Source organism: Nocardioides sp. Kera G14 (assembly GCF_020715565.1).
Taxonomy (GTDB): Bacteria; Actinomycetota; Actinomycetes; order Propionibacteriales; family Nocardioidaceae; genus Nocardioides.
Window position 1 is genome coordinate 46,866 of sequence record NZ_CP085839.1, and the last position, 25,379, is coordinate 72,244.

Here is a 25,379-nt window from a genome sequence, read left to right on the forward strand (position 1 = left end):
GGGCCTACATGACCCTGCACATCAGTCTGATGTGCAGGGGCGGAGATGATCGACGCGGATTCGCGTCGTGGGGAACATGGGGGTTCCTGCCCGCGGACGATCCGGTGGCGCTCGCCACCGACCCGTCCTTGCGGTCGAGTGACGTCTCCCACGTCCTGGTCCTCGCTCCTGCCGAGCTGGCCGCGGAGGCACGACTCGCCGCGACGGCCGTCGGTGCCGTACGTCCCGACCTTGCCCTCAACGTGGACACGTCCGTCCGCTCCGTGGGCGCGCTGGTCTCGGCGGTGCAGGCCGTGCCGGACATCGCCTCGTCGGCGGCAGAGGTGCGCGAGACCGTACGCCGGCGCCTGCTCGCGAGCATCAGCGGAGCGTGGCTCCCCAGCGTCACCAAGCTCGCCAACCCGAACCCCGGCATGGGCCTTCACATCCGTTCGCTGGTGGCGCGAGGCGCTGGCTTCATCGCCCTGCGCGACGATCCGGCATGGGTGGCGCAGCTTCCGCTGAAGCAGCAGGCCAGCCATCGAATCTCGCACCTCGCCGAGGGTGACGCCGTGTGCTTCGGTGAGCTTCCCGAGCCCGCCATCTCTGCCCTCTTCGGCTTCGGCCTGACGCAACGGCCCACCCGGGTCGACTCGTTGCCCGATGTCGCGGGGGAGTGGGGTTCGGCCGAGGCGGTCGAGTTCGTGCTGCGCGCCCCCGTCGTCTCGCGGCCCCGACTCGGGACCTGCGCAGTCTGCGGCGATCCCGTCTGGGAACGCACCTGTCCCTTCTGTCATGCCGGCCTCAGGGGCGCAGCCCCGACGACCTCCTCGGGAGCCCTCCAGTGAATCCACGCCAACGGCGCGGTGTCCTCTTCCTCCTCGCCGCTGGGGCCCTTGCCCTCGCGGTCTTCTTCGCCGTCAACCGGTACGTCGCACAGGTCGACAGCCAGGTCGGCCCGAAGATCACGGTCTACCGGGTCTCGAAGCCCATCACCGCCTACAGCCCACTCGGTGCGGACAACCTCGAGGCCATCGAGGTGCCGAAGCGGTGGGCCGCGCCGACGGCCGTCGGTGACCTGAAGGAGCTCGAGGGCCGGCGCGTGGGCTTCCCGCTCTCCAGCGGCACGGTCGTCACGTCGGACATGCTCATCCCGCCGACCGACCTCAGCCCGACCGAGCGTGAGATCGCCATCAACGTCGACTCGGTGACCGGCGTCGCAGGACGGATCCGGCCGGGTGACCGCGTGGACGTCGTGGCCGTGTTCGCCGAGGTCCCCGGCCTGCCCAAGCAGGTGCGCGAGCTGGTGCAGAACGTCCGGATCGTCTCCATCGGCGGCTCGCAGACCGTCTCCGACGACAAGGGCAACGACAACGACGTCATCCCCGTGACCCTTGCCCTCGAGCCCAAGGACATGCTCGCCGTCACCTATGCGTCGGCCTTCGCCCAGGAGGTCCGACTCGTGGCCCTCCCCGGGGACGTGGGCGCCAACCGGTCCCAGGACGTGCAGGACTACGACGCCGGCGATCTCGGCGGCAAGGCGATTCCGGAGGAGGCCAAGTGACCACCATCGTCCTGGGAGCAACGGATCAGGCCGTCGTCTCGGAACTGCGACGAGCACTCAACGAGGTGCCGGACGCGGACATCGCCGGTATCGGCGAGTCCACGCCTGAGGTGTCCGCCCTCGCGATGCGCCTCCAGGCCGAGGTCGTGATCCTGCACGACGCGCTCGGGCCCGAAAGCGCCCCCGACGTCGTACGCGACATCGTCTCCCGTACGCCGGCCACCGCTGTCCTGGTGGTGAACTCCAGCGGCGACGTGGCCAGTGCGCTCGCCACGATGGAGGCCGGCGCCAAGGGCGTGATCTCCTGGCCCATGCTGCACGAGGACATCGTGTCCAAGGTGACCGCCGCGGCCGAATGGTCCGGTCGGATGGGGTCCCTGCTCTCCGGCGCCACGGTGGACACCGAGCGCGAGCTCGGCCGTCATGGCCGGGTGACCGCCTTCACCGGCGCGAAGGGCGGCGTCGGTACGACGACAGTCGCGACCCACCTCGCGCTCGACCTCAAGCGACGTGTTCCCGGCACGAAGGTCTGCATCGTCGACCTTGACCTCCAGGCCGGCGACGTCGCAGGGATCCTCGAAGCACGCCAGCGGGTCTCCATCGCCGACGTCGCGAAGGTCGCCGAGGACCTCTCGCCGGCCACCGTCCTCGACGCGCTGGTCGAGCACGAGTCCGGCGTCTCCCTGCTCCTGGCACCACCCCAGGTCGCCGACAGTGAGTTCGTGACGCCCACGTCCGTGCGCGCCATCCTCGGGATGCTGCGCCGTGAGTTCGACGCGATCATCGTGGACGGCGGTGCCCACGTGACACCGGCGCAGGCCGCCGCGGTGGAGATCGCGGACGAGGCGATCGTGCTCGTGACGCCGGACGTGCTCGCCATGCGCGCCTTCCGTCGCGCCGTGACGGACTGGGAGGGGCTCGGCGTCCGCACCGAGGCCGACCTCCGGGTGCTGGTGAACCGCGTCTCGCGTGACGACGTCCTCAACGTCGACGCCATCGCGAAGTTGACCAGCGCCCCGCTGGTCTCCACCAGCCTGCCCGCGATGTTCCGCCGTCTGGAGCGGGGGGTGAACGCACGCAACCCGGAGGAGGTCCGGGAGTCGGTCTGGTGGGATGCACTGGAGAAGATCGGTGCCGAGATCGGCGTCGTCACTGCCGCCCAACCGCCTGCAGCAGTCGGGTCCGAGCCCGGCAGGCGCAGGTCCGCGGCGCGGCCCGCCCGCTCCGCGCGAGGAGGCCGCCGCAACCGGGACAAGCAGGGCGGCCAGGCGGCGGTCGAGACGGTCGCCGTCATGCCGCTCGTCCTGGTGATCGTCCTCTTGGTCTGGCAACTCGGCCTGACGGCCTTCACGTTCACCTGGGCGGACCACGCCTCCAATGTCGCTGCGCGCACCTACTCGATGGGCGCCTCGGATGCGGAGGTCCGCGAGGCGGCCCGTGATGCCGCCCCCTCGGGTTGGGGGTCGCGGGTCGACGTGAGCATCGCCGGGGGCACGGTGACGGTGAGCACTCAGGTCCCGCTCCTGTGTCTGCGCTGCGGTGCCCTGCCGGCCTCGATCAGCCAGAGCACCAAGGTGGTGCAGGAGCCGTGAGCAGGCGATCTCGGGGTGGACGCGGCTCGGCCAGCATCGAGCTGGTGGCGATGGTTCCGATCCTGCTCGTCGTGGCACTGGTGGTGCTGCAGCTCGGCGTCGCCGCCTGGACAGCGGCCGAGGCCCAGGAGGCCGCTCGGCAGGCGGCGCGTGCGAAGAGCCTCGGTGAGTCGGCCTCCAGCGCGGCGGAGGATGCCCTGCCCGGCGCGCTGTCGGTGGCCTCGATCGGTGTCTCGGGGGAGACGGTGACGCTGCAGGTGCAGGTGCCGCGGGTCTCGCCGCTGCCCGTCTTCACCGTGACCCGCGACGCGACGATGCCGGAGCAGCCATGAGCTACCGCGGCTTCTCCGGTGTCGGGGCGACCGGTCCGAAGGACGTCGACCGCGAGAGCTCGGACGAGCTGCTCGTTCGCCGGCTCAAGCGCCTGCTGCTCGAGGAGGTCGACCTCCAGGAGGTCGGTCGGCTCGACGAGGCGTCCCGCCGTGGCCGTCTCGAACGTGTGCTCAACCACCTCGTCTCGCGCGAGGGCATCATCCTCAGCACTCGCGAGCGCACCAGCCTCGTGCGGCGCGTCGTCGACGAAGCCGTCGGTCTCGGCGTCCTCGAACCGATCCTCGCCGACCCGACCGTCAGCGAGATCATGATCAATGGGCACGACACGATCTACGTCGAACGCCAAGGCGTGCTCGAGCGGATCGCGTCGGGATTCACCAACGACGAGCAGCTGATGCAGACGATCGACCGCATCGTGTCGACGGTCAACCGCCGGGTCGACGAGTCGAGCCCGATGGTCGATGCGCGTCTCCCTGCCGACTCGCGCCTGCCTCGCGGCGCCCGTGTCAATGTCATCCTGCCGCCGCTGGCCCTGCGCGGGCCGACCGTGACGATCCGGCTCTTCCCGAAGGCGCTCGGCATGGACGAGCTCCGCGCCCGGGGCGCGATGGACGAGCCGACGGCCGAGCTGATGGCAGCCTGTGTCCGGGCACGCCTCAACATCGTCGTCTCCGGCGGTACGGCGTCGGGCAAGACGACCATGCTCAACGCGATGGGTGCCTTCGTGCCGGGTCACGAGCGCATCGTGACGATCGAGGACGCCGCCGAGCTCGCGCTGCCGCAGGAGCACGTGGTCCAGCTCGAGACCCGCCCGCCCAACGTGGAGGGTCGCGGCCAGGTGACCATCCGTGATCTCGTCCGGAACGCACTCCGTATGCGGCCCGACCGCATCATCGTCGGTGAGTGCCGTGGTGGTGAGGCGCTCGACATGCTGCAGGCGATGAACACGGGTCACGAGGGCTCGCTCACCACGGTGCACGCCAACACGACGGACGACGCGCTCTCCCGGCTGGAGACGATGGCCTCGATGTCGGAGGTGGAGATCCCGTTCCACGCACTGCGTGAGCAGGTCAATTCAGCCATCGACATCGTCGTCCAGCTGGTCCGCAGTCCCGACGGCACGCGACGGATCGTCGAGATCGGCTTCCTCGCCTCGCGCGGTCGCAACGAGTTCCAGCTGAGCCGCATCGTGCACTGGGACCCGCATCTCCTGGATGCGCGGGGCCACAAGGGTGGCTTCGTCCGGCATCCGTTGCCGCCGCGGATGGTGGAGCGCCTCCGGGATGCCGGTGAGCCACTGCCGGCCGGTTTCGCCGAGATGGATGCGGCGCATCCGGGTGACAGCGGGGGAGGGGTGGCATGGTCCTGATCACGCTGCTCGGCTCGGTCGGCGCTGCGGTCCTGGCGCTGGTCGGCATCCGCGCTCTCGTTGCCTTCTCCGCTGAGCGGCGTCGATCGGCGGCCCATGCGGCCGACTACACCGCCGAGACGACGACGCGAGCCTTCGTCCGTGCCGACCGGCGGTTCCGGCGTACCAGGGTCGGCCGCCTCATCGAGCGCGAGCTGGCCCTGGCGGGCATCGATCGGCGCCCGTTGGCCCTCTTCCTCATCGCCGTCGCGGTGGCGGTCGTCGCCGCCTACATCCTGTGGACAGCTCTGGCCCCGCTCCTCTCGGTCTTCGGCCTCGCGGCCGGCGTCTTCGGCCTGCGCGCCTTCCTCGAGCGGGCCAAGGATCGGCGCCTGCAGGCCTTCATCCTCCAGATGCCCGAGCTCGCGCGGGTCCTTGCCAATGCCACGAACGCCGGCCTCTCGATCCAGACCGCGATCAGCCTCGCCGCCGACGAGCTGGCGCCGCCGGCCAAGGTCGAGCTGCAGCACGTCGCCGACGCGCTCCGCTTCGGCACCGACCTCGAATCGGCTCTCGACACCATGGGCGAGCGGCTCCCGTCGCGCGAGGTGGCCGTCCTGGTGTCCACGATGATCGTCTGTGCCCGCTCGGGTGGCTCCTTGGTCACGTCACTGCGGGACATCGCCGAGACGCTCGAGGAGCGCAAGGAGACCCGGCGCGAGGTCCGCACCACGCTCGCCCAGTCGGTCGCCACCGGCTACACCGTGATCGTCCTGGGCATCGGGATCCTCTTCCTGCTCAATGCGCTCCAGCCGGGGTCGGTCAGAGCGATGACCGTCAACCCGATCGGGCAGATCGCCCTGCTGGTCTCCGCCGGACTCTTCGTCGGCGGCTTCATGATGATCCGACGCATGACACGGATCGACGTATGACCAACGTGATGCTCCTCGTTCCCGGGCTGGCGGTCGCCGTCGCCGCCGTACTCGCCTGCGTCGGCTACCGCCAGATGCGAGCCGACACGGCCGAGGGGCTGGGACTCGACGACCTCCGGGTGCTCCGCCCGGAACAGCGTCGCAACGCCGCCGGTGAGGGCCCGGTGGGACGCCTCGCGAGCCGGCTGGCCCCGAGCGTACGTCGACGCCTGCCCACCCCCGCGACGGAGTGGCTGCAGCGACAGGTCGACCTCGCCGGCCGCCCCGACGGGATGTCCGTGGACTCCGTCCTGCGGATGATGCTGATGTGGTTCCTGATCGTGTCGCCGCTGCTCTTCATCGAGCTGTTCAGCGGCAGCCTGCTGCTGCTCGTCCTGGCGCTCGCTGTTCCGGTGATCATGCCGTTGGCGCGCGTGAGCCGGTTCCAACGGCTGCGCCGCGAGGCACTCGATCGGGACCTGCCCGACTTCCTCGACGTCCTGGCCGTCACCGTCGGCGCCGGCGTCGGCTTCCGCCCCGCGCTGCGGCGCGTCTCGGAGCGCTTCGGCGGCCCGCTCGCCGTCGAGATGACGCTGGCGCTGAGCCAGGTGCAGCACGGTGCCTCGGTGCGCAGCGCCTTCGAGAGCCTTCGTGACCGCAGTGACTCCGAGGCGCTCGCCCAGTTCGTCACCGCCTTCCTCCAGACCGACGAGCTCGGCGCCCCCCTCGTCGAGGCGCTGAACCAGATCGCCCTGGACATGCGACGCGAGTCGGCCCAGCGGATGCGCCGCAAAGCGGCTCGCGTGGCGCCGCGGGTCACCCTCGTGACCAGTCTCATCCTCGTTCCCGGCACCCTGATCCCCTTGATGGTCGGCATGTTCCTCGGCAGCGGCATCAACGTCGGCGACGTCTTCGGGGGGTCGTGATGCGCCAGGACGCCCACGAGCTCAGCACGCTCGTCCGCTACGCCTTCGTACTCCGCCTCGTCACGATCCTGGCCAGCCTCTTCGCCTTCAGCGACCGGCAGCTCACCGTGACCACGGCCGTGGCGATCACGGTCCTGCTCGGAGTCGGGCTGGTCGGCCTCATCTCCGCGTCGGCCCCGGCCATCCTCGAGAGTCACCCCATCCTGGTCGCGCTCGACGCGGCGGTCATGACGGCGACCATGGTGGCCATCGGTACCGACACCCCGTTGGTGCTCGTGGCTCTCAGCACGAGCGTGATCATCGGGGTGACCCTGCCGCCCGTGTCCGCGGGCCTGGCGGGTCTCGTCCTCGTGACCGGTTACGTCACGGCTACCTGGGCCTCCGGCGGTGACAGCCGCAGCTTCACCACCTTGTTCAGCTTCCCCTTCACCCTCGTCTGCGTGATGGGGCTGTGCGAGGTCTATCGCATGCTCGCGACCCGCGCACGGCGCTCCGAGCAGGCCCTCAACCACGCGCTCACCAGCGCCGCCGCCTCCGCCGAACGCGCACGCCTCGCCCGCGAGCTGCATGACTCCACGGCCAAGACGCTGCAGGGCCTCTCCCTCTCGGCCAGCTCGCTCGACGTCTGGATAGACCGTGACCCTCCCCGGGCCGCCCTCGTCGCCCACGAGATCGCCGAGGCGGCCGACGACGCCGTCCAGCAGCTCCGCGAGCTGCTCTCGATGCTGCGCCAGGACGACCTGGCGCTGCCGTTCCACAAGGCGCTGTGCGGGATGGCCGCCGATCTCTGCCGCCGGTACGACGTCGAGCTGGTCACCCACATCGAGCCGGTGGACGTCTCCGCACCCGGTGCCCGCTACGAGCTGCTCGCCGCCGCCAAGGAGGCGCTGATGAACGCGTTGACCCACTCAGGCACGACCCGGATATGGCTCGAACTGCGCCAGCTGCACGGCGACGTGCACCTCGAGGTCCGCGACATCGGAACCGGCTTCGATCCCAGTGTCCTCCCCGATCGTGAGCGGGAGGGCCACTTCGGAGTCCGCGGGTTCAGCGAGCGACTCGCGCTCGTGGGCGGCCATGCCGATGTCCAGACCCGCGCGGGCGAGGGCACCACGGTCCACTTCGTCCTTCCCGGCATGGTGAGGAGCCTCGCGTGACCGACGACCTCGCCCTGCCATTGCCCGTGATCTCCGAGGGGCCGGTGTCGGTCCTGATCGTCGACGACAACACCGTCGTACGACGGGGCCTGCGCAGCCTCCTGGAGATCTCCGACGGCATCGAGGTCGTGGGCGAGGCGAGCGACGGCGTCCTGGCCGAGTCGATGGTCCGCACCCTCCATCCGGACGTGGTGCTGCTCGACGTACGCATGCCGCGCCAGGACGGGATCCAGACCGCCCGCGCCATCGCGGCGGAGACCACGGTGATCATGATGACCTTCACCGACGAGCCCGACCACATCCGAGCCGCCCTGTCGGCGGGCGCGAGCGGTTACCTCGTGCACGGATCCTTCGACGCCAACACGCTGGCCCACACGATCCGCAGCGTGCTCCTCGGCGCCGGCGCGTTCTCGGCGCAGGCCCTGGCGGCGTTGCGGGACCCCGGCCCTGCGGCGCGGCCGGCGGTCGACCGGAAGTCGTTCGGCCTGAGTGAGCGGCAGGCGGAGTTGATGGACCTGATCGCGAAGGGCCACAGCAACGGCGACATCGCAGGTGAGCTCTTCCTCGCGGAGAAGACCGTGAAGAACCACATCAACGCCATCTTCGCGCGGCTCGGTGTCGCCAGCCGGGCCGAGGCGATCGCGCTGTGGCTGGGCACGAACGGGTCCTGAGATGGGCCCGAGGTTGGGCCCCTGGGCCTGCTGGTCGAGCTCCTGCCGAACCTAGATTTATACGTGTCACCAAGCGGGGGCCCAGCGGGGGCCGACACACACAGAGGAATGGACAATGGACAAGATTCTCGGGTTCTACTGCAACTTCATGGCTCGGATGACCGCCAAGACCGACGACCAGCGCGGGCAGGGCACGCTGGAGTACGTCGGCATGGTCATCGTCGCCGCGCTCATCATCGTCGCCGTCCTCAACCTTGACCTTGCGAGCAGCATCGCCAGCAAGCTGAAGGAGAAGGTCGACGACGTCATCAACCACTGATGCTCCGTCCAGCAACGCCGCTGTGGGCTCCGGGTTCCCCCCGGAGCCCATTGCGGCATTTGTCGCAACGGGGACAGATCGCGATGTCCCTCCTCTCGATCACGATCGTCATGGTCGTGGCCTTCGCCGTGTTCGGGATCTTCCTGATGGGCCGCGGCGTCAACGACAAGACGGAGGCGCAGACGGCTGCCGACGCCGCTGCTCTGGCCGGCGCGCAGGACCTGGTCGGCAATGTGAAGACCCTCCTCCAGGGCCTGACCGACAAGACGGACCTCGGTGGCATCGGCAACTGCAACGACGGCAAGGCCCGGGCCAGCGACTATGCGGAGAAGAACGGCGCCAGCCTGACGGACTACTGCTTCGACTCCGCCAGCGGCGAGGTGAGCGTCAGCGTCACGCTCGACCACGACGTCAGTGCGGATCTCGGTCCCGCCAAGGCGTCAGCCACGGCGACGACCGGGCTCGACCTCAACGACTGCCACTGGGATTCATCAGATACGCCCACCCCGCCGCCGACGGAGGCCCCTACGGCGACGGCAACCGGAACGCCGACCGCGTCTGCGACGCCTACGGAGACGCCTTCCCCGGACCCCGTCCCAACGAGCCTCACCTGCGGTGAGCTGGTGGTGAACTACCTCTGGAAGTGGGACGGCACGGCTTGGAACCTCACGCTCGACGGTGACGTGGACACCGACGACCTCAAGCCCCACCTCGTCGGCTGAGGAGCTCCCACGCTCAGGCGTGGGAGCCCTCGTCGACCGTGAAGGAACGCAGGATCCGACTGACGTCGCTCGTCGCCCAGTCGGCGCTGGGCGCGACCGCGACCACGTTGAGGATCAGGTCCTTGTCGACCTGCCACATCAGCTGCCAGTACGTCGTGTCGACGGTCGCGGTGCTGCCGGCGGCTGACGGCCGCGACTGCGTCCACGTCACGAGGAAGGCCCTCTGGCCGGTCGGAGCAGGTACCTCGGTACGCACCGCCTTCTCCCCGCCGATCGACTGGACCGACTCGAGCGTGAACGACTGCTCGTCGGCCGCAGCGTCAGGATTCACGTCGCGGATCACTCCGACCTGTTGCGGGATCGCCTTCTCCGAGGAGGGCGCCTGCAGGGTGAGCATCGGCTCGCCGTTGGAGCTCTTCTTGCGCTCCTCCTGGAAGCCCGCGGGGGCCCAGATCGTGAAGCCCTCCCCGTGGATCTCGTGGAAGTCCGCCGGGGCCTTCGTCATCGAGGTGCCGGCCGCGGGGGAGGCCGTTGCGGCATAGGGACCGGTGTCGGCCTTGCTGGAGTCCGAACCGCCGCAGGCGGCGGTCGCGAGCGTGACCGCCGCCAGTGCGAGACCGAGCTTGAGGGCTGAGCCGTTCATGGGCTTTCCTTCCGAGTTCGTCTGTCGAGAAGCGCGAGCAGGAGGCCGATCGATCCGAGTCCGATGAAGACCACGGCGCCGAAGAGTATCCCCAGCCAGGCGAACGGCCCCGCCATGGCGATGCCGCTGCCGGCCCCGAGGGCGAGCGGGAGTGACGAGTCCGCGTTCTCGCACGACAGGTACGACCCCTGCGAGTAACGGTTGACCTTGAAGAGAGGCTGGAGCTGCTGGCCGTCGACGGAGACGGCCTTGGTGCGGCCGAGCGCCACGGAGTCCCCGAGGAGGATCTTGCGCTCGTCGTCCCCCTGGCTCGTGCGCACGGTGCAGCCGAGGTCGTCGCCGTCGACTCCGGGATGATCGGCGCGTCCGTAGACCACGACCGTGGTGCCGAAGAAGCCGGGATCGGGGAGGCGGGCCTGTCGTACGTCGTCGACGACGGTGACGTGGGACGGCCTGCTGCCGTGAAGCGCCGCCCTGAAGCCGATGACGCCCGCAACCACACCGGCGAGGAGCATGAGTACCGCGGCAGGAAGAAGGATCGTGCGGAACTGCCTCACGCGCCGCAGCCCTGCCAATCCACCCACTGGGATCCGTCCCAGTACTGCGCGGCCTGGCTCTTCATCGAGTCACTGGTGACTGACAGGCTCCCGCCGCCCTCCGCGATCGCCCCGAGACCGACGTTGAGCCCGAAGTTCGTGCTCTGGTCGAGGCTGAACTGCTGCTTCGTGATCGTGCCGCGATCGCCGGCCGCGTCCATGAAGCCCTGCTGCAGCGGGTTGATGGCCGAGTCGGTCCACGGGTTGACCCAGTTGCCGAGGCCGCTGACGCCGGTCATGGCGAGGTACTGGGCGGCCGTCATCCTGTCCTCGTCGGACCTGATCGGCAGGGTGGCCGTGTAGCTGGTGGCCAGCCCGTTTGAGGTCGACCACGAGTTCGTGGGTGACCCGCCGAAGAGCTGGGCGAGATAGCCCTGCCCGGTGCCCGAGGCCAGTGAGTTGGTCGACACCTCGGTCATGTTCCACTTGCTGTCGAAGGTGACGGCGGTGATCACATCCGCGGAGCCCGTGGCCGCCGAGCCCTGCGCCTCGACCGAGCCGCCCTCGCCGTTGCCGACGACCTGGATGCCGGCCTGGCCTGCCACGTGGTTCTTCAGGTAGACGGTCGTCGACCCGTCCTTGCCGTGACGTACGCCGAGCACTCCCGCGACGTCGACCCCGCCCTGGAGTGACAACGGCCCGCCGGTGAGCTCGGCCGACGCCTCCGCGCTGACGCCGCCCTCGGCGTACCACTCGTCGGGATCGGGAAGGGGGTCGGTCAGTCCGACATGGTCACTCGCCCAGCCCAGCACCCCGCCGACGACCGGCACGGTGTCGCTGACGACGCCCTTGACCTGGTCCTGGACGATCTGGGTCATGAGGTGGTCGAGCCCGGCTTCGTCGGTGTAGTAGACCTTCCCGGAGTTGAAGGTCAGCGACGCGCTGGCGCTGGCATCCGCGTTCGCGCCGACCGTGGTGTCGTTGACGGTGACGCTGAAGCCGGCGCCGACGCCTGCGGTGACACCGGCGCCGCCGCCCTCGGTCACCTGCACCCGGACGGTGCCGTCGCTCATGTGCTGGATCTGGACCCGTCGGCCGTCCTTGAGCGTCACGAAGACGATGTCGACGCCGAGGTCGACGTTGGTGCCTCCCTGGTCGGTGACGCAGGGTTCGGTCGGCTTGTGGTCCTCGGCCGTGGTCGCCGGAGGCGTGCAGCCGCCCTGGCCCAACGTCAGGACCTGGCAGACCTCGTAGGAGAGCTTCTGCGCGATCCGAGGGCCCTGCGGCACCATCGCCAGGATGACGGCCACGACGATGAGTGACGCGACCGTCCACATGCCGACGGTCTCCAGTGTCCCCGTCCCTCGCTGAGAGGGGCGAAGGATGAGCTGTCCCCGAGCTCGCATCCCCGTGCCTTTCGCCGTGTGCGTGGTCGGACCCGAGATACCGGCCACGTCTAGGCCAGAGTCAATCGGCGGACAGACATGCGTGCATGGGCCCGTGGGCCCGAGCGTGGTCCCATGGTCATGCCGCTTGGTAGGGCCGGCGCGGCTCTGCGGTCGTGGTCGGCGTACTGCGTGCGACGAGGACCGCCATGCCCACCCACACGACGAGGTCGATCACGACGGTGAGGGGGCCGGGGTCCAGCGCGACCTGGCCGATCAGGGCACGACCGACCCAGGCGGCGGGCGTGAGGGCATAGGCGACCAGTGCGGCGACGGGGACCGCCCACGCGGGCTCAGGCGCCTCGCGCGGCCGGCTGACGTGACGACGTACGACGAGGGCGATCACGAGCAGGGACGCGAGGGTGCGCAGCACGGCGGTCACCGGCACGCTCCCCAGACCGATGCCGATCAGCGTCGCGACGAACCACGCGACGAAGACGAGGATGAGTAGGCTCAGCGCCAGTTTCACCAGATTGCCCATGCCCGAGAACCCCCATGATCGTTCAGGTCTGCAGGCAGTCTGCCATTGAAGGGGAAGCCATGGGACGCAGCAGACCGGTCTTCGGGCCCGGCGCCCAGCAGCTGCTCTGCGACGACCGGCCGGTTGCGCCTCTTGCCGTGGCGGACACGGTGCGTAGCCGGCGACGCGGGCTGCTCGGCACGTCGGGCGTCGACGGCGCGCTGTGGCTGACGCGTTGTCCGAGCGTGCACATGATCGGGATGCGCTATCCCATCGATGTCGCCGTCGTCGATCGTGACGGGATCGTGCTCGAGGTCCGCACGCTGAGGCCGTGGACCGGCCTCACCCTGCCCCGGCTTCGTGCGTCTGCGTGCGTCGAGGCGGCCGCGGGAGCGATGGCCGAGTGGGGCGTCAGGCCCGGCAGTCGCCTCGCCGCCGGCGCCTGATCACTAGTGTGCGTAGCACCAGCCCGCCCTTTCTTCTCGGGAGTTCGATCATGGGGATCATCGTCCGTCCTGTCCTGATGGCGATTGCCGTGGCATGCCTCGCCCTCGCACCGACCCTTCGCGCGTACGCCGACGACAGCTCCGACACAGGCGCCGGCGAGCCCACGCGCCTGATCCTCCTGCTCGACTCCTCGGGATCGATGAAGGAAGCGGCGGCGGGCGGCACCAAGATCGGCGCAGCCCGTCGCGCACTGACCCAGGTCATCGGTGGGTTGCCGGAGGACGCGCCGGTCGGCCTGCGGGTCTTCGGCGCGAAGGTCTTCAAGCGCACCGACCCCGGAGCCTGCGAGGACACGCAGCTCGTCGTCCCGGTGGGCACGGACAATCGGGACGCGCTGAGCGCCGCGGTGCCGGCGTACAAGCCGTGGGGTGAGACGCCCATCCCGGCGGCCCTCAAGGCGGCGGCGGGAGACCTGGGCGACGAGGGGAGCCGGTCGATCATGCTCGTCTCCGACGGTGAGTCGACCTGCGGTGACCCGTGCCCGGTGGCGAAGGACCTGGCCAGGACGGGCATCGATCTGACGATCAACGTGGTCGGTCTCGCCGTCACGGGCAAGGCGCGGCAGCAGCTCCAGTGCATCGCCGACGCGGGCAACGGCACCTACTACGACGCGGACTCCGCGGCCGACATCGAGTCGACGCTCGAGCATGTGGCGACCCGTGCGATGCGGCCGTTCACCATCACGGGCCAGCCGATCGTGGGCGGCACGGAGTCCACCCCCACGCCCGTGACGGTGGGCGACTGGAGCTCGAAGGTCCCGGCCGGCGAGGTCAGCCAGCACTACGTCTTCACCCGGAAGAAGGCGGGCTCGGCCGTGCGGGTCGCGGTCTACCACCAGATGGCCGGTGAGGGCATCAGGCTCACGACGATCCACGTCGTAGGGCCGGACGGCACCCGCTGCGAATGGGGCGTCGGGATGAGCGGCCACAACCTCGACTTCCGGGCACCGCTGGCGGCCGAGAACGGCTTCGGCGGTCCGGGGGCCGTCAAGGCCTGCGACGGGCCGGGCGACTACCGGATCGACATCGACTTCGGCAGCGCCGAGGCCGCTGATCGGCCCTACGGTCTCCGGGTCGTCGAGGAGCCGCCGCTGGCGGACACGTCGACGTCGACGGCCAGCGCGTCCCCCGAGCCCACGCCGACTCTCACTGCCCTCCCTCCGGCAGCCACCGCGACGCCGGTCGTCGGCGCCTCGGGCTTCAGTGACGCGCCTGAGATCATGCCGGGCACGTGGAGCAGCACGATCGTCCCTGGCGAGTTCGACGTGTTCCGCTTCCACCTCGACTACGGCCAGTCGGCTCGGGTCTCGGTGGTGGTGCCGAAGCTCAGCGATGCGCTGCAGTCGAAGGTCAGCGTGGATGAACTCTCCGTCACCGCTTCACTCTTCTCACCGATGTACGGCGAGCTGCCCAACCTCGACAGCCGCACCCAGGCGGAGTACCTGGGCCAAGGCGACAACGACCCGTTGTTGCTCGGCACCCTGCCCGTCAGCGCGGCGCACATCGGCTCGTCGATGCAGGCGGGGACGAGCCTCAGCGGTGACTACTACCTCGGCGTCGGTTCGGGGACCGCCGACGCGTCCTACGAGTTCCCGTTCACCATCACGTTGGAGATCGACGGCGAGGCGCAGCCCGGGCCCACGTACGCCGACGGCGAGACGTGGACGCTGGCCGACGGCCTCGATCCTTCCGCCGGTCAGCAGTCCGGCGACACCCGTCCGGGAGAGGGCAGCACCAAGGCCACCGACTCCAAGGCGCCGCTCATCGGTGGCGGGGTCGCGGCTCTCGTGGTGATCGCCGGCGTCGGCGCCTGGCTGGTCAGCCGACGCCGGGGGCGCGGCGCTGCCGGCTGAGCAGCGCGAAGAGCCCGCAGGCCAGTCCGAAGAGGAATGCCACGGCGGCGCAGAAGAAGGCGCCGTACCTGACGAGCTCGGCGAGCGGGCCGTGCGAGCCGGCGGTCGCGAGGGTGCGCATGCGTACGGTGAGGTCCATGTTCCGTGGGGTTCCCATGTCGTCGGTCGTCCGATCAGGCGAAGGCGTCGGGGATGCCGTCGCCGTCCGCGTCCTCGGACTCCAGTGCCGCCATCCGGCGGTAGGTCCGGTTGCGCGCGCGCAGCACCGACGCCGCCAGTACGCCGGCGAGGACCGATCCGGCCAACACACCGACCTTGACGTGCTCGTCGCGCACCGAGTCGGGCCCGAACGCCAACTCGCCGATCAGCAGCGAGACCGTGAAGCCGATTCCGCCGAGCATGGCCATCCCGAGCACGTCGATCCAGCTCAGTTCGTCGTCGAGCTGGGCGCGGGTGAAGGTTGCGAGGAGCCAGGTGGCCGCGCTGATGCCGACGGTCTTCCCGACCACGAGGCCCGCGATGATGCCCAGCGCCACGCGGTCGGAGAGGGCGTCGCCCAGACCGTCCCACCCACCGACGGTCACGCCGGCCGCGAAGAAGGCGAAGACCGGCACGGCCACGCCTGCGCTGAGCGGCCGGACCAGGTGCTCGATGTGCTCGGCCAGGCCGGGCTTGTCCTCGTCACCGTCACGGCGCCGCACAGGCACGGTGAAGCCGAGCAGGACTCCGGCCACGGTCGCATGGATCCCGCTGGCGTGGACCAGGCCCCAAGCCAGGAGCGCAAGCGGGATGAGCAGCCATGCAGGGAAGATGCGGCGCTGCACCAGCACGGCGAAGGCGATGATCGGGACGACCGCAAGCAGCAGCCAGCCCGGGTGCAGGGACGACGTGTAGAAGAGGGCGATCACGACGATCGCGAGCAGGTCGTCGACCACGGCCAGCGTCAGCAGGAAGGTCCGTAGTCCGCTGGGCAGGTGGGTCGAGATGACGGCGAGGATCGCCACGGCGAAGGCGATGTCCGTCGCCGTGGGGATCGCCCAGCCGCGCAGGCTGCCGTGCCCTCCGAGGTTGAGGAGGGTGAAGATCAGCGCGGGCGCGATCATCCCGCCCACGGCCGCCGCGACCGGCAGGGCGGCACGACGGGGATCGCGCAGGTCGCCGGCGACGAACTCCCGCTTGAGCTCGAGCCCCGCGACGAAGAAGAAGATCGCCAGCAGGCCGTCGGCCGCCCACTCACCGAGCGTGAGGTGCAGGTGGAGGTGCTGTGGCCCGATGCGGAAGGAGCGGAGGTCGTCGTACGACGAGTGCCAGCCGGTGTTGGCCCAGACCAGGGCGATCACGGCGCCGGCGATCAGGAGGAGACCGCCGGTGGTCTCGCCGCGGAGGACCTCTGCGGTGCGCGAGGTCTCGAGCCAGGAGCCGCGCTGGAAGAGGCGTCCGGAGCGATCAGGCATGAGTGGCCCTTTCGGGGGTCGGGAGTGAGACGCCGACCAGACTTCCCGGCTCACCTGGGCGTCATCCTACGGGGCTAGGGTCTGGCCATGGGCAACCTCATGCCGCCCGAGTGGGCGCGCCAGGACCGTGTCTGGATGGCCTTTCCGGCGCCGGGCTACTCGCTCGGTGAGACTGAGGAGGAGGCCGACGAGGCGCGTACGGCGTGGGCGGCCGTGGCCAACGCGATCATCGACTTCGAGCCGGTCACGGTGGTCGTCGACCCGTCGGAGACGGCGCGGGCGCGCGACTTCTTGGACCCCCGTGTGGAGCTCGTCGAGGCACCGCTCAACGACGCCTGGATGCGTGACATGGGGCCGACGTTCGTCCACCTGCCTGGTGGCGGGGTGGCCGGTGTCGACTGGGTCTTCAACGGGTGGGGCGCAGCCGACTGGGCGCAGTGGGACCTGGACGAGAAGATCGGCGAGGTCGTCTGCTCGGCAGCCGGCGTGAGTCGCGTCGACTCCCCGATGATCAACGAGGGTGGAGGCATCCACGTCGATGGCACGGGGACCGTGCTGGTCACGGAGACGGTCCAGCTCGGCAAGGGTCGCAACTCGACGTGGACGAAGGAGCAGGTCGAGACGGAGCTCGCCCGCACCATCGGCACGACGGACGTCGTCTGGCTGCCCCGTGGGCTGACCCGCGACTATGAGATCTACGGCACCCGCGGGCACGTCGACATCGTCGCGACCTTCACGGCGCCCGGGAAGGTCCTCCTGCACTGGCAGGACGACCCGGCGCATCCCGACTACGAGGTCAGTCGCGAGATCGAGGCGATCCTCACCTCACGCTTCGAGGTCACACGCCTCCCGGCACCCGCCACGCTGCGCGACGAGGAGGGCTGGGTGGACTGGTCGTACGTGAACCACCTCGTCGTCAATGGTGGCGTGATCGCGTGCAGCTTCGACGACGCCCACGATGCCGCCGCGGTCGCGATCCTCGAGCAGGCCTACCCCGGGCGCCGCGTGGTCACCGTGGACGCACGAGCGATCTTCGATCGCGGTGGTGGGATCCACTGCATCACCCAGCAGCAGCCGAGCCCCCGGAGCGCTTAGCGGTGTACATCGCTCGGTCGGCGAGGCCGAGCAGCGCGTCGGGTGTCGTGTGGGTCTCGGGGTCGTAGTCGGCGACGCCCGCCGAGACGGTCACCCGGCATTCCTCGCCATGGGCCTCGAACGGCCGGCTGACGGCCCGGACGACGCGTTGGGCGAGGTGATGGGCGTCCACGATGTCGATGCCCGGAAGGACGGCGACGAACTCGTCGCCCCCGAAGCGGCCGACGATCCCACCGGCCGTCGCCCGGATCGCGCTCGTGACGTGGCGCAGGGCGACGTCGCCGACGACGTGGCCCTGGCGGTCGTTGACCGCCTTGAAGTCGTCGATGTCGATGACCATCACCGACAGTGGCGCCGCCTGTTTGCGTGCGACGTCGACCGCGAGCCGGAGGACGGCGTCGAGGCCGGCCCGCGCCATCACACCCGTGACGGGGTCACGCTCGACGACGGAGGCGAGCGCGGAGACCGCATCGTCGGCCTGGCGTGACCTCATCCAGATGACCAGCAGGCCCGTGATCACGGCGACATAGGGCATCGCGCGCACGCTCGCCACCTGACAGGCGACGCCGACCAGCGCGGCACCCAGGGCTGCGAACGCGAGGGCACGTTCCCGTTCGTCGCCCGCCTGACGCTGCTCGACCCGCTTCAGCAGGGCGGAGGCGCCGACGGCGAGCAGCACGAGACCCCAGACGCAGTGGGCCTCGTAGAGGATCCCGGACGGCTCGTGATGCAAGGGATGCTTCGGCCAGAAGAGGTGGCCCCACGTGGGGTCGTCGAGGAAGACGCCGCAGAGGAGGACGACGAGTGGCTCGGCCACCATGAGGGCGAGCAGGGGGTTCCTGGGGCGCCAGGTGGGGTCCACGGCGCGCCTCGCGAGCAGCGCCCAGCCCGTCATGGCGACCGAGATCGAGGTGAGGTAGAGCGCGCTCCACCGGCATCCGATCGGATGCTCCGCGTAGTAGCCGAAGATCACGTTCCAGCAGGCCACGCCGAGGCAGGCGACGACCATCAGCACTGAATCCACATCCCGCCGTCGGCGTACGACGACCAGGGCTGCGACGAGCAGGCAGAGGGCAGCGACGAGCCAGCCGAGCACGACCATGCTTGTCCCCCTTCGCGGCACGCCCCCGAGTGCTGCGGAATCTGCGAAGCATCTTAGGTGCGGGACCGTCCCGGGACCGTGGTTGGGACCCTCGGGTCAGTACGCGAAACGCCCACGGACGGGTCGCCTAGGATCGACCCACGCGTGTCCTAACACCAGAGATCGGCTCGGGCGGGGACCACACCCTGCAAGGAGCACGCCATGAGCGACCTGACCTTCGTCGACAAGTCATCCGCCGGTGCCGAGGAGCGCCAGTTCCACATCCGGGTCGCGCCCGGCGAGGTCTCGACCGTCGCACTCCTGCCCGGTGATCCCGGCCGTGTGCCCTTGGTCGGCGAGTTCCTCACCGACGTCATCGAGGTGGCGCACCACCGTGAGCACCGCACGCTCGTCGGCGACTACAAGGGCCGCCGGATCACCGTCACCTCCACCGGGATGGGCTGTCCCTCGACGGCGATCGCGGTCGAGGAGCTCGCCCGCGTGGGCGTCACGTCGTTCATCCGGGTCGGGTCGTCGGCGGGCCTGCAGCCCTTCGTCGAGCCCGGGGACCTGCTGGTGAGCGAGGGGTCGCTGCGCAACGACGGCACCACGGCGGCGTACGTCCACCCGGGCTATCCCGCGGTGCCGGACCTCGAGCTGACCGTGGCCCTGAAGCGACACGCGGCCGCGATCGCGGCCCGGGCCGGCGTCGGGATGCACAGCGGGATCAACGCCACCGACGACGCGTTCTACGCCGAGACGCCGGAGTGGATCGCCCTGCTCAACCGCCAGGGGGTGCTCAACGTCGAGATGGAGTCGTCGGCGATGTACGTCGTCGCCCGACTGCGCGGCCTCAGGGCCGGCATGGTCTGCAGCGCGTCGTCCAACCTGGTGGCGGGGCAGAGCCTCTACGGCGACACGCACGACCGCCTCGCGAACGGATGGCGGCTGAGCATCGAGGCGGCGTTGGAGACGGCGGTCGAGCTCGAGCTGTGACAGACGAGCGGCCCCGGACCCATGGGTCCGGGGCCGATCGACGTTCGTGCGTCAGATGCGCGGGTCGTCATCCTCGCGCTTCACGCCGGCACCGAGGTCGGTGCCGCCGAGGAGCGGGTCGGTCGGAGCGGGGGCGAGACCGCCCTCGGTGCTCGCAGCACCGGCGCCGCCTCCCAGCAGCGGATCGGTGAAGCCGGTCGTGCTCGTGCCGGCGTCACCAGGATTGATGTCGCCGCGCCACGCGCCGGTCTCATAGCCGTGTGCCTCGACGAACTCCTTGAAGTTCGCGAGATCCTTCTCGACCTCGTGGTCGATCAGGTGCAGCGCGTCGCCGACCTTCTCCACGAAGCCCTCGGGCTCCACCTCGAGGCGCAGGGTGACCTGCGTCGTGGACGGGTCGGACGAGGCGAACGAGACGGTGCCGACGTTGGTCGTACCGTCGGTGGCTCGCCAGCTGATCCGCTCGTCAGGCGTCTGGTCGACGATCTCGGCGTCCCACTCGCGGGACACGCCGGCGATCTTCGCCTTCCAGTGCAGGTGCTTGTCGTCCAGCTGCTCGACGCGCTCGACGCCGTCCATGAACTTCGGGAACGTCTCGAACTGCGTCCACTGGTTGTACGCCGTGGTCACAGGGATATCGACAGTGATGCTCTTCTCGATGGTGCTCACGTCATCTCCTTCGATGGGTTGTGAACTCTCTCGGTCGAAAGAGGAGTAGCCATCTGGCGCGGAAGCATCCGGGAAGCGCGACCTAAATCACGGCGGCCTCCGGCGGCCCGGCATGCTTGCCGCATGTCGGGAAAGAAGAAGGCGAAGCAGCCCCCGATCGACGGGGATGAGGTACGTCGTCGGCTTGAGCGCGCGTTGGGGGAGCAACTCCTTGTGCGTCTGACCCGATGGATTCCTGAGGCCGACCGGATCTTCGGGTTTGTCGTCGGTGTCGGTGGTCAGTGGGTCGCGCTGGCTGACGTGGCTGATTGGGTCAGGTCGGACGGCTGGAGTCTGGTGCGGCTCAAGGACGTCCAGGCAGTGAAGATCTATCCCGATCCGGAGACCTTCACGATTCGCGCATTGAAGTTGCGGGGCGAGTGGCCGCCTCAGCAGGTCGCGGTCGACCTCGATGACACGGCGAGGTTGATCATGGACGCGACTGACGTCAGCCCGCTCTTGACCGTCCATTGCGAGTTCGAGCGACCGGACGTCTGCTGGATCGGGGCACCCGTGGCCACGGACGATGACGAGCTCACGATGCTCGAGATCGGAACGCAAGCCGTATGGGGCCGGAGGTCCACCCGTTACGACCTCGACGACATCACACGATTCGAGATCGGCGGCGGCTACGAAGAGACCCTCGGATTGCTGGCCGGACCGATGCCCGACGTACTGGAGTGAACCTCGGTAACCCAGAGTCACCAGGTGACTCCGAGTTACCGAGGTTCATCTGCGAGGTGGTTCAGTCGCCGGTGTTCGTGGACTGACCCGCCGAGATGAGCTGCATGATCGAGGCGTCGGCCAGCGTGGTCGTGTCGCCCACGTCGCGCTTCTCCGCGACGTCGCGGAGGAGGCGGCGCATGATCTTGCCCGAGCGGGTCTTGGGCAGCTCGGGGACGATCATGATCTCGCGCGGCTTGGCGATCGGGCCGATCTCGCTCCTGACGTGGTCGGACAGCTTCCGCTCGATGCCCTCAGCGTCCACGCCCTCCTTGAGGATCACGAACGCGACGACCGCCTGGCCGGTGTCGACGTCCGTCGCCCCGACAACGGCGGACTCAGCCACTGCCGGGTGCGAGACGAGCGCGGACTCGATCTCGGTCGTGGAGAGTCGGTGGCCGGACACGTTCATCACGTCATCGACACGCCCGAGCACCCACAGGTCGCCGTCCTCGTCCTTCTTGGCACCGTCGCCGGCGAAGTAGAAGGCCGCCCGATCCTCGGTGGCTTTGAACATGGACCAGTAGGTGTCGACGTACCGGTCGTCGTCGCCCCAGATGGTGCGGAGCATCGACGGCCACGGCTCGGTGACGACGAGATATCCGCCGGAGCCGTTGGGCACCGACTCGCCCTTGTCGTCGACGACGTCGGCGCTGATGCCCGGGAGCGGTGTCATGGCCGATCCGGGCTTGCCGTGCGTGACGCCCGGCAGCGGGCTGATCATGATCGCGCCGGTCTCGGTCTGCCACCACGTGTCGACCACCGGGGCACGGTCCCCGCCGATGACGCGGCGGTACCAGACGTAGGCCTCCGGGTTGATCGGCTCGCCCACGCTGCCCAGGATCCGCAGCGAGGTGAGATCGAAGCCGCCGGGGATGGCATCGCCCTGCTTCATGCAGGCACGGATCGCGGTCGGGGCGGTGTAGAAGATCGTGACCTTGAGGTCCTGGATGATCTTCCACCAGCGGCCGCGCTCGGGGGAGTCGGGCGTGCCCTCGTAGAGCACCTGCGAGACGCCGTTGGCCAGCGGCCCGTAGGCGATGTAGGAGTGCCCGGTGATCCACCCGACGTCGGCGGTGCACCAGTAGACGTCGGTCTCCGGCTTGAGGTCGAAGACCGCGTGGTGGGTCCAGGACGCCTGGGTGAGGTAGCCACCCGTCGTGTGCAGGATGCCCTTCGGCTTGCCGGTCGTTCCCGACGTGTACATCACGAAGAGCGGGTGCTCGGCGTTGAACGGCTGGGGCTCATGCTCGGTCGACTGGCTGTCGACCACGTCGTGCCACCACACGTCCACGTCGTCGTTCCATGTGACGTCCTGCCCGGTCCGCCGTACGACGACCACGTGCTCCACCGCGCCGCCGACCTTGGTCACGGCCTCGTCGACGGCGGGCTTGAGCGCCGCCGGTGCGCCGCGACGGTAGCCGCCGTCGGAGGTGATGACGACCTTCGCCTGGCAGTCCTCGATCCGGGCCGCGAGTGCCTCGGCGGAGAAGCCGCCGAAGACCACGGTGTGGACAGCGCCGATGCGGGCGCAGGCCTGCATCGCGATGACGGCCTCGGGGATCATCGGCATGTAGATCGCGACCCGGTCACCGTCCTGGACGCCCAAGGAGATCAGGGCGTTGGCGGCGCGGGAGACCTCGTCCTTGAGCTGCGCGTAGGTCAGGTCGCGGCGGTGTTCGTTCGACCCAGTGTCGAGCGGCTCGCCGACCCAGTGGATCGCCACCCGGTCGCCGTTCCCGGCCTCGACGTGGCGGTCGATGCAGTTGTAGGAGACGTTGAGCTCCCCGTCGGGGAACCACCGGTAGAACGGGGCGCGGGAGTCGTCCAGCACCGTCTTCGGCTCGGTCGCCCAGGTCAGGCGTGAGGCCGCCTCGGCCCAGAAGCCGAGGCGGTCCTTCTCCGCATGGTCGTAGGCGTCGGCGGTGACGTTGGCGTGGGCGGCGAGGTCATCGGGCGGCGGAAAGCGCCGGTCCTCGCGCGACAGGTTGTCGAGGGTGCTCTGGGTCACAGTCCCGATCCTCTCACCGGGCGCCAACGGGGAGAACAACCCTCTTGTACGTCGAGTTCGTCACGACGGCGAAGGAGGTGTACCAGGCGGCGATCGCGGTGGCGAGACCGAGCCAGCCGCCCAGCTTGTGCAGGCCGTCGGTCGTGGTGAGGTCGCCGAGCGCAAGGGCCAGGAAGGTGAGCGTCAGCAGGCCGAAGACGGTCATGAGAGCCGCGTTGGTGCGCAGCGAGGCGACCAGCATGTAGGCGGTGAAGATCGTCCAGGCGAGGAGGTAGAGGCCGATGCCGTGGCTGGCCTCACTCGCGCTGACGCCGGTGAGGTCGGTGTGGTTCGTGAGGTACCAGAAGGAGAGCCAGAAGGCGCCGTACGACGTGAAGGCGGTGGCGCCGAAGGTGTTGCCCTTCACGAACTCCCACATGCCGGCGAGCAGCTGGGCGATGCCGCCGTAGAAGAAGGCCAGGCCGAAGACGACCGGCTCGGCGGCGAAGAGGCCGGTGTTGGCGAAGCTGAGGACGAAGGTGGTCATCGCGAAGGCCGCCAGGCCGAGCGGACCGGGATCGGCGATCGAGGCGAGCCCGAGCGTGGTGGTGGGCGTTGTCTCCGGGCTGACCCGGGAGGTCGGCACGGCGGGGTGCACTGCGGTCATCTCTTGCTCCTGTGTGGCTGGGGCCTCGCCGATGAGGCCGGTGACAGGACGCTAGAACCGGTGTGACCCGGCTCACAGAGGCAGCGCGACGGGTGGCGCCGGACGAGCGGATACGTGCGACGAGAGGGCGTGTCGACTGCGACGAACGGTCGCACCTGCGCGACGAGCGGCGGGTCAGTCCTCGGGGACGCGGGTCCGGAACCCCGAGCGGTCGACGGCTACGGACTCGGGCATGTGCAGTCGGACCATGGTGCGTACGACGTGCGGCGGGAGCGACCTCGGCGTGACGAGTGAGACGCCGACCATGACGAGGAACGTGAGCGGCACCGTGAGGCTCGCTGGCTGCGCGAGCACGGCACCAGAGAGACCGGTCGGCGCATAGCCGGCCATCGCGGCGACGACCGCGACGCCCGAGGCGAGGCCTCCGACCACCAGGCCGGCGATCGCGCCGACGGAGGTGAGGCCGCGCCACCAGATGCCGAGGATGAGCAGGGGTGCGAACGTCGAGGCGCTCACGGCGAAGGCCAGTTCCACCGCGTGGGCGACCGCCAGGTTGGCGGTCAGCCAGGTCAGGACCAGCGTCACGAGCGCACCTCCGACGGCCGCGACGCGGAACGAGGCGACCGGCCCGAGTCGGTGGGAGCCACGGCTGACGACGTCCTGGCTGAGCACTCCCGTCAGCGACAGGACCAGGCCGGACGAGGTCGAGAGGAAGGCCGCGAACGCCCCCGACGCCAGGACCGCGGTGAGGAGGTCGGCGCCCATGCCGCCGAAGGCACGGTCCGGCAGGGAGAGCAGCGCGGAGTCCGGATCGGCAGAGCCACCGAGGAGACGTCGGCCGAGGACGCCGTACGCAGGAGGGAGGAGGTAGAAGAGGCTCAGCAGGGCGAGGACGTTGACGGTCGTGCGGCGCGCGGCCGCGCCGTCGCGGTTCGTGTAGAAGCGGACCACGACGTGCGGCAGCCCCATCGTGCCGAGGAAGGTCGCGACGATCAGGGAGTAGGTGAGGTAGAGCGCGTGGTCGCCCGAGAGGGGCTCGAGCCACGCGGTGTCGTCGATGCGGTGCCACACGCGGGTCGAGCCGCCGTGGGCGCTGATCAGCAGGAAGACCAGCGGGGTGAGGAGCGCGGCGAGCTTCACCCAGTACTGGACGGCCTGGCCGAGGGTGATCGAGCGCATGCCTCCGGCCGCGACACCGAGGAGGACGACGACGGCGACCAGTGCGCTCCCGAGCCAGGACGGTGCGCCGGTGACGAGGTGGAGGGTCAGCCCCGCGCCGCGGAACTGGGGGATCAGGTAGAGCACCGCGATCATCACGACCAGTGCGCTGGAGACGCCGCGGGCGGCGCTGGACTCGAGCCGGAACTCGGCGAAATCGGGCAGCGTGTAGGCCCTGCTGCGACGGAGAGGGGCGGCGACGAAGAGGAGGAGCAGGAGGTAGCCGGCGGTCCAGCCGACGGGGTACCAGACCATGTCGATGCCACGGACGAGGATCAGGCCGGCGACGCCGAGGAAGCTGGCGGCACTGAGGTATTCGCCGGAGATGGCCGCCGCGTTGACGCCCGGGCCGACGGTCCGCGAGGCGACGTAGAAGTCGCTCGTCGTCCTCGACACCCGCAGGCCGATCGCGCCGACGACGAGGGTGAGGGCGACGATGACGAGCACGCCTGCCAGGGCGAGCGCGGAGCCGGTGGTCATCC

At 69.7% G+C, this 25,379-nt stretch carries 27 protein-coding genes; 16 read left to right on the forward strand and 11 right to left on the reverse strand.

Translation table 11 applies throughout. The features are described 5' to 3' along the window. The first annotated feature begins 104 nt into the window (after positions 1 to 104). The 11 genes from LH076_RS00225 (at position 105) to LH076_RS00275 (ending at position 9,522) form a co-directional block, all read left to right on the forward strand. Positions 105 to 827: a hypothetical protein gene (locus LH076_RS00225; protein ID WP_227781966.1), complete on the forward strand. Its 723-nt coding sequence runs from the start codon at positions 105 to 107 to the stop codon at positions 825 to 827. Next, complete coding sequence (gene cpaB / locus LH076_RS00230; RefSeq protein WP_227781967.1) at positions 824 to 1,543, forward strand: Flp pilus assembly protein CpaB; 720 nt, start codon at positions 824 to 826, stop codon at positions 1,541 to 1,543. The genes LH076_RS00225 and cpaB overlap by 4 nt, the downstream gene beginning before the upstream one ends. After that, on the forward strand, positions 1,540 to 3,135 hold the full coding sequence (locus tag LH076_RS00235; RefSeq protein ID WP_227781968.1) for an AAA family ATPase: 1,596 nt from the start codon (positions 1,540 to 1,542) through the stop codon (positions 3,133 to 3,135). Before cpaB ends, LH076_RS00235 begins: the two co-directional genes overlap by 4 nt. Further along, the gene (locus tag LH076_RS00240; protein WP_227781969.1) at positions 3,132 to 3,467 is read left to right on the forward strand and encodes a TadE/TadG family type IV pilus assembly protein; all 336 of its coding nucleotides are present in this window, start codon (positions 3,132 to 3,134) and stop codon (positions 3,465 to 3,467) included. Before LH076_RS00235 ends, LH076_RS00240 begins: the two co-directional genes overlap by 4 nt. After that, positions 3,464 to 4,837 carry a CpaF family protein gene (locus LH076_RS00245; protein WP_227781970.1) on the forward strand — a complete coding sequence of 458 codons (1,374 nt, stop codon included), beginning with the start codon at positions 3,464 to 3,466 and terminating at the stop codon, positions 4,835 to 4,837. Before LH076_RS00240 ends, LH076_RS00245 begins: the two co-directional genes overlap by 4 nt. Beyond that, positions 4,828 to 5,748, forward strand: a complete 921-nt coding sequence (locus LH076_RS00250; RefSeq protein ID WP_227781971.1) for a type II secretion system F family protein — start codon at positions 4,828 to 4,830, stop codon at positions 5,746 to 5,748. Before LH076_RS00245 ends, LH076_RS00250 begins: the two co-directional genes overlap by 10 nt. Further along, a complete protein-coding gene (locus LH076_RS00255; protein ID WP_227781972.1) occupies positions 5,745 to 6,653 on the forward strand; it encodes a type II secretion system F family protein in 909 nt (302 codons plus the stop codon). Before LH076_RS00250 ends, LH076_RS00255 begins: the two co-directional genes overlap by 4 nt. Then, positions 6,653 to 7,810, forward strand: a complete 1,158-nt coding sequence (locus LH076_RS00260; RefSeq protein ID WP_227783555.1) for a sensor histidine kinase — start codon at positions 6,653 to 6,655, stop codon at positions 7,808 to 7,810. The genes LH076_RS00255 and LH076_RS00260 overlap by 1 nt, the downstream gene beginning before the upstream one ends. Then, positions 7,807 to 8,481 (forward strand): response regulator, encoded by a 675-nt coding sequence (locus LH076_RS00265; protein WP_227781973.1) that lies wholly within the window; start codon positions 7,807 to 7,809, stop codon positions 8,479 to 8,481. Before LH076_RS00260 ends, LH076_RS00265 begins: the two co-directional genes overlap by 4 nt. Positions 8,482 to 8,596: 115 nt before the next feature. Then, on the forward strand, positions 8,597 to 8,800 hold the full coding sequence (locus LH076_RS00270) for a hypothetical protein (protein WP_227781974.1): 204 nt from the start codon (positions 8,597 to 8,599) through the stop codon (positions 8,798 to 8,800). Between the two features lie 83 nt (positions 8,801 to 8,883). Beyond that, positions 8,884 to 9,522 (forward strand): pilus assembly protein TadG-related protein, encoded by a 639-nt coding sequence (locus LH076_RS00275; RefSeq protein WP_227781975.1) that lies wholly within the window; start codon positions 8,884 to 8,886, stop codon positions 9,520 to 9,522. A 13-nt stretch (positions 9,523 to 9,535) separates the two neighbouring features. Here LH076_RS00275 and LH076_RS00280 read toward each other — a convergent pair whose 3' ends face one another. The 4 genes from LH076_RS00280 to LH076_RS00295 form a co-directional block, all read right to left on the reverse strand. Further along, positions 9,536 to 10,165 (reverse strand): hypothetical protein, encoded by a 630-nt coding sequence (locus LH076_RS00280; protein ID WP_227781976.1) that lies wholly within the window; start codon positions 10,163 to 10,165, stop codon positions 9,536 to 9,538. Continuing rightward, positions 10,162 to 10,722, reverse strand: coding sequence for a hypothetical protein (locus tag LH076_RS00285; RefSeq protein WP_227781977.1), 561 nt, complete (start codon positions 10,720 to 10,722; stop codon positions 10,162 to 10,164). The genes LH076_RS00280 and LH076_RS00285 overlap by 4 nt, the downstream gene beginning before the upstream one ends. Next, positions 10,719 to 12,038 carry a hypothetical protein gene (locus LH076_RS00290; protein WP_227781978.1) on the reverse strand — a complete coding sequence of 440 codons (1,320 nt, stop codon included), beginning with the start codon at positions 12,036 to 12,038 and terminating at the stop codon, positions 10,719 to 10,721. Before LH076_RS00290 ends, LH076_RS00285 begins: the two co-directional genes overlap by 4 nt. 187 nt (positions 12,039 to 12,225) lie before the next feature. Next, positions 12,226 to 12,627 (reverse strand): hypothetical protein, encoded by a 402-nt coding sequence (locus LH076_RS00295; protein WP_227781979.1) that lies wholly within the window; start codon positions 12,625 to 12,627, stop codon positions 12,226 to 12,228. A gap of 59 nt (positions 12,628 to 12,686) precedes the next feature. On the opposite strand from LH076_RS00295, the gene LH076_RS00300 reads away from it, so the two are divergent. After that, a complete protein-coding gene (locus LH076_RS00300; RefSeq protein WP_227781980.1) occupies positions 12,687 to 13,052 on the forward strand; it encodes a DUF192 domain-containing protein in 366 nt (121 codons plus the stop codon). A gap of 50 nt (positions 13,053 to 13,102) precedes the next feature. Continuing rightward, entirely contained in the window at positions 13,103 to 14,965 is a 1,863-nt protein-coding gene (locus LH076_RS00305) for a vWA domain-containing protein (protein ID WP_227781981.1), read from the forward strand. Here the strand turns inward: LH076_RS00305 and LH076_RS00310 are convergent. Both LH076_RS00310 and nhaA read right to left on the reverse strand, forming a co-directional pair. After that, positions 14,931 to 15,122: a hypothetical protein gene (locus LH076_RS00310; RefSeq protein WP_227781982.1), complete on the reverse strand. Its 192-nt coding sequence runs from the start codon at positions 15,120 to 15,122 to the stop codon at positions 14,931 to 14,933. The genes LH076_RS00305 and LH076_RS00310 overlap by 35 nt on opposite strands. Before the next feature lie 16 nt (positions 15,123 to 15,138). Then, entirely contained in the window at positions 15,139 to 16,419 is a 1,281-nt protein-coding gene (gene nhaA, locus LH076_RS00315; protein WP_227781983.1) for a Na+/H+ antiporter NhaA, read from the reverse strand. An 87-nt stretch (positions 16,420 to 16,506) separates the two neighbouring features. Between nhaA and LH076_RS00320 the strand changes: the two genes are divergently transcribed. Then, positions 16,507 to 17,514 carry an agmatine/peptidylarginine deiminase gene (locus LH076_RS00320; RefSeq protein WP_227781984.1) on the forward strand — a complete coding sequence of 336 codons (1,008 nt, stop codon included), beginning with the start codon at positions 16,507 to 16,509 and terminating at the stop codon, positions 17,512 to 17,514. Here the strand turns inward: LH076_RS00320 and LH076_RS00325 are convergent. After that, positions 17,480 to 18,616 (reverse strand): sensor domain-containing diguanylate cyclase, encoded by a 1,137-nt coding sequence (locus LH076_RS00325; RefSeq protein WP_227781985.1) that lies wholly within the window; start codon positions 18,614 to 18,616, stop codon positions 17,480 to 17,482. The two genes, LH076_RS00320 and LH076_RS00325, sit on opposite strands and share 35 nt — an antisense overlap. Positions 18,617 to 18,817: 201 nt before the next feature. Between LH076_RS00325 and LH076_RS00330 the strand changes: the two genes are divergently transcribed. After that, positions 18,818 to 19,591, forward strand: a complete 774-nt coding sequence (locus LH076_RS00330) for a nucleoside phosphorylase (protein ID WP_227781986.1) — start codon at positions 18,818 to 18,820, stop codon at positions 19,589 to 19,591. A gap of 51 nt (positions 19,592 to 19,642) precedes the next feature. On the opposite strand, the gene LH076_RS00335 is transcribed toward LH076_RS00330, so the two are convergent. Beyond that, a complete protein-coding gene (locus LH076_RS00335; protein WP_227781987.1) occupies positions 19,643 to 20,260 on the reverse strand; it encodes an SRPBCC family protein in 618 nt (205 codons plus the stop codon). 123 nt (positions 20,261 to 20,383) lie between these two features. On the opposite strand from LH076_RS00335, the gene LH076_RS00340 reads away from it, so the two are divergent. Continuing rightward, positions 20,384 to 20,983 (forward strand): hypothetical protein, encoded by a 600-nt coding sequence (locus tag LH076_RS00340; RefSeq protein WP_227781988.1) that lies wholly within the window; start codon positions 20,384 to 20,386, stop codon positions 20,981 to 20,983. A gap of 61 nt (positions 20,984 to 21,044) precedes the next feature. On the opposite strand, the gene acs is transcribed toward LH076_RS00340, so the two are convergent. The 3 genes from acs to LH076_RS00355 all read right to left on the reverse strand — a co-directional run bounded on the left by acs (position 21,045) and on the right by LH076_RS00355 (position 25,377). Continuing rightward, positions 21,045 to 23,033: an acetate--CoA ligase gene (gene acs / locus LH076_RS00345; RefSeq protein WP_227781989.1), complete on the reverse strand. Its 1,989-nt coding sequence runs from the start codon at positions 23,031 to 23,033 to the stop codon at positions 21,045 to 21,047. A gap of 13 nt (positions 23,034 to 23,046) precedes the next feature. Further along, positions 23,047 to 23,679, reverse strand: a complete 633-nt coding sequence (locus LH076_RS00350; RefSeq protein ID WP_227781990.1) for an acetate uptake transporter — start codon at positions 23,677 to 23,679, stop codon at positions 23,047 to 23,049. Between the two features lie 174 nt (positions 23,680 to 23,853). After that, the gene (locus tag LH076_RS00355) at positions 23,854 to 25,377 is read right to left on the reverse strand and encodes a cation acetate symporter (protein WP_227781991.1); all 1,524 of its coding nucleotides are present in this window, start codon (positions 25,375 to 25,377) and stop codon (positions 23,854 to 23,856) included. Positions 25,378 to 25,379 lie beyond the last annotated feature (2 nt).

What these genes read in the sequence shown, in the direction of transcription:
- LH076_RS00295 (WP_227781979.1), bottom strand. Translation starts at nt 12,627, where the DNA reads ATGGGCAATCTGGTGAAACTGGCGCTGAGCCTACTCATCCTCGTCTTC.
- LH076_RS00280 (WP_227781976.1), bottom strand. Translation starts at nt 10,165, where the DNA reads ATGAACGGCTCAGCCCTCAAGCTCGGTCTCGCACTGGCGGCGGTCACG.
- LH076_RS00275 (WP_227781975.1), top strand. Translation starts at nt 8,884, where the DNA reads ATGTCCCTCCTCTCGATCACGATCGTCATGGTCGTGGCCTTCGCCGTG.
- LH076_RS00305 (WP_227781981.1), top strand. Translation starts at nt 13,103, where the DNA reads ATGGGGATCATCGTCCGTCCTGTCCTGATGGCGATTGCCGTGGCATGC.
- LH076_RS00260 (WP_227783555.1), top strand. Translation starts at nt 6,653, where the DNA reads ATGCGCCAGGACGCCCACGAGCTCAGCACGCTCGTCCGCTACGCCTTC.
- LH076_RS00350 (WP_227781990.1), bottom strand. Translation starts at nt 23,679, where the DNA reads ATGACCGCAGTGCACCCCGCCGTGCCGACCTCCCGGGTCAGCCCGGAG.
- LH076_RS00320 (WP_227781984.1), top strand. Translation starts at nt 16,507, where the DNA reads ATGGGCAACCTCATGCCGCCCGAGTGGGCGCGCCAGGACCGTGTCTGG.
- LH076_RS00290 (WP_227781978.1), bottom strand. Translation starts at nt 12,038, where the DNA reads ATGTGGACGGTCGCGTCACTCATCGTCGTGGCCGTCATCCTGGCGATG.
- LH076_RS00355 (WP_227781991.1), bottom strand. Translation starts at nt 25,377, where the DNA reads ATGACCACCGGCTCCGCGCTCGCCCTGGCAGGCGTGCTCGTCATCGTC.
- LH076_RS00330 (WP_227781986.1), top strand. Translation starts at nt 18,818, where the DNA reads ATGAGCGACCTGACCTTCGTCGACAAGTCATCCGCCGGTGCCGAGGAG.
- LH076_RS00255 (WP_227781972.1), top strand. Translation starts at nt 5,745, where the DNA reads ATGACCAACGTGATGCTCCTCGTTCCCGGGCTGGCGGTCGCCGTCGCC.
- LH076_RS00245 (WP_227781970.1), top strand. Translation starts at nt 3,464, where the DNA reads ATGAGCTACCGCGGCTTCTCCGGTGTCGGGGCGACCGGTCCGAAGGAC.
- nhaA (WP_227781983.1), bottom strand. Translation starts at nt 16,419, where the DNA reads ATGCCTGATCGCTCCGGACGCCTCTTCCAGCGCGGCTCCTGGCTCGAG.
- LH076_RS00325 (WP_227781985.1), bottom strand. Translation starts at nt 18,616, where the DNA reads ATGGTCGTGCTCGGCTGGCTCGTCGCTGCCCTCTGCCTGCTCGTCGCA.
- LH076_RS00270 (WP_227781974.1), top strand. Translation starts at nt 8,597, where the DNA reads ATGGACAAGATTCTCGGGTTCTACTGCAACTTCATGGCTCGGATGACC.
- LH076_RS00340 (WP_227781988.1), top strand. Translation starts at nt 20,384, where the DNA reads ATGTCGGGAAAGAAGAAGGCGAAGCAGCCCCCGATCGACGGGGATGAG.
- LH076_RS00300 (WP_227781980.1), top strand. Translation starts at nt 12,687, where the DNA reads ATGGGACGCAGCAGACCGGTCTTCGGGCCCGGCGCCCAGCAGCTGCTC.
- LH076_RS00250 (WP_227781971.1), top strand. Translation starts at nt 4,828, where the DNA reads ATGGTCCTGATCACGCTGCTCGGCTCGGTCGGCGCTGCGGTCCTGGCG.
- LH076_RS00310 (WP_227781982.1), bottom strand. Translation starts at nt 15,122, where the DNA reads ATGGGAACCCCACGGAACATGGACCTCACCGTACGCATGCGCACCCTC.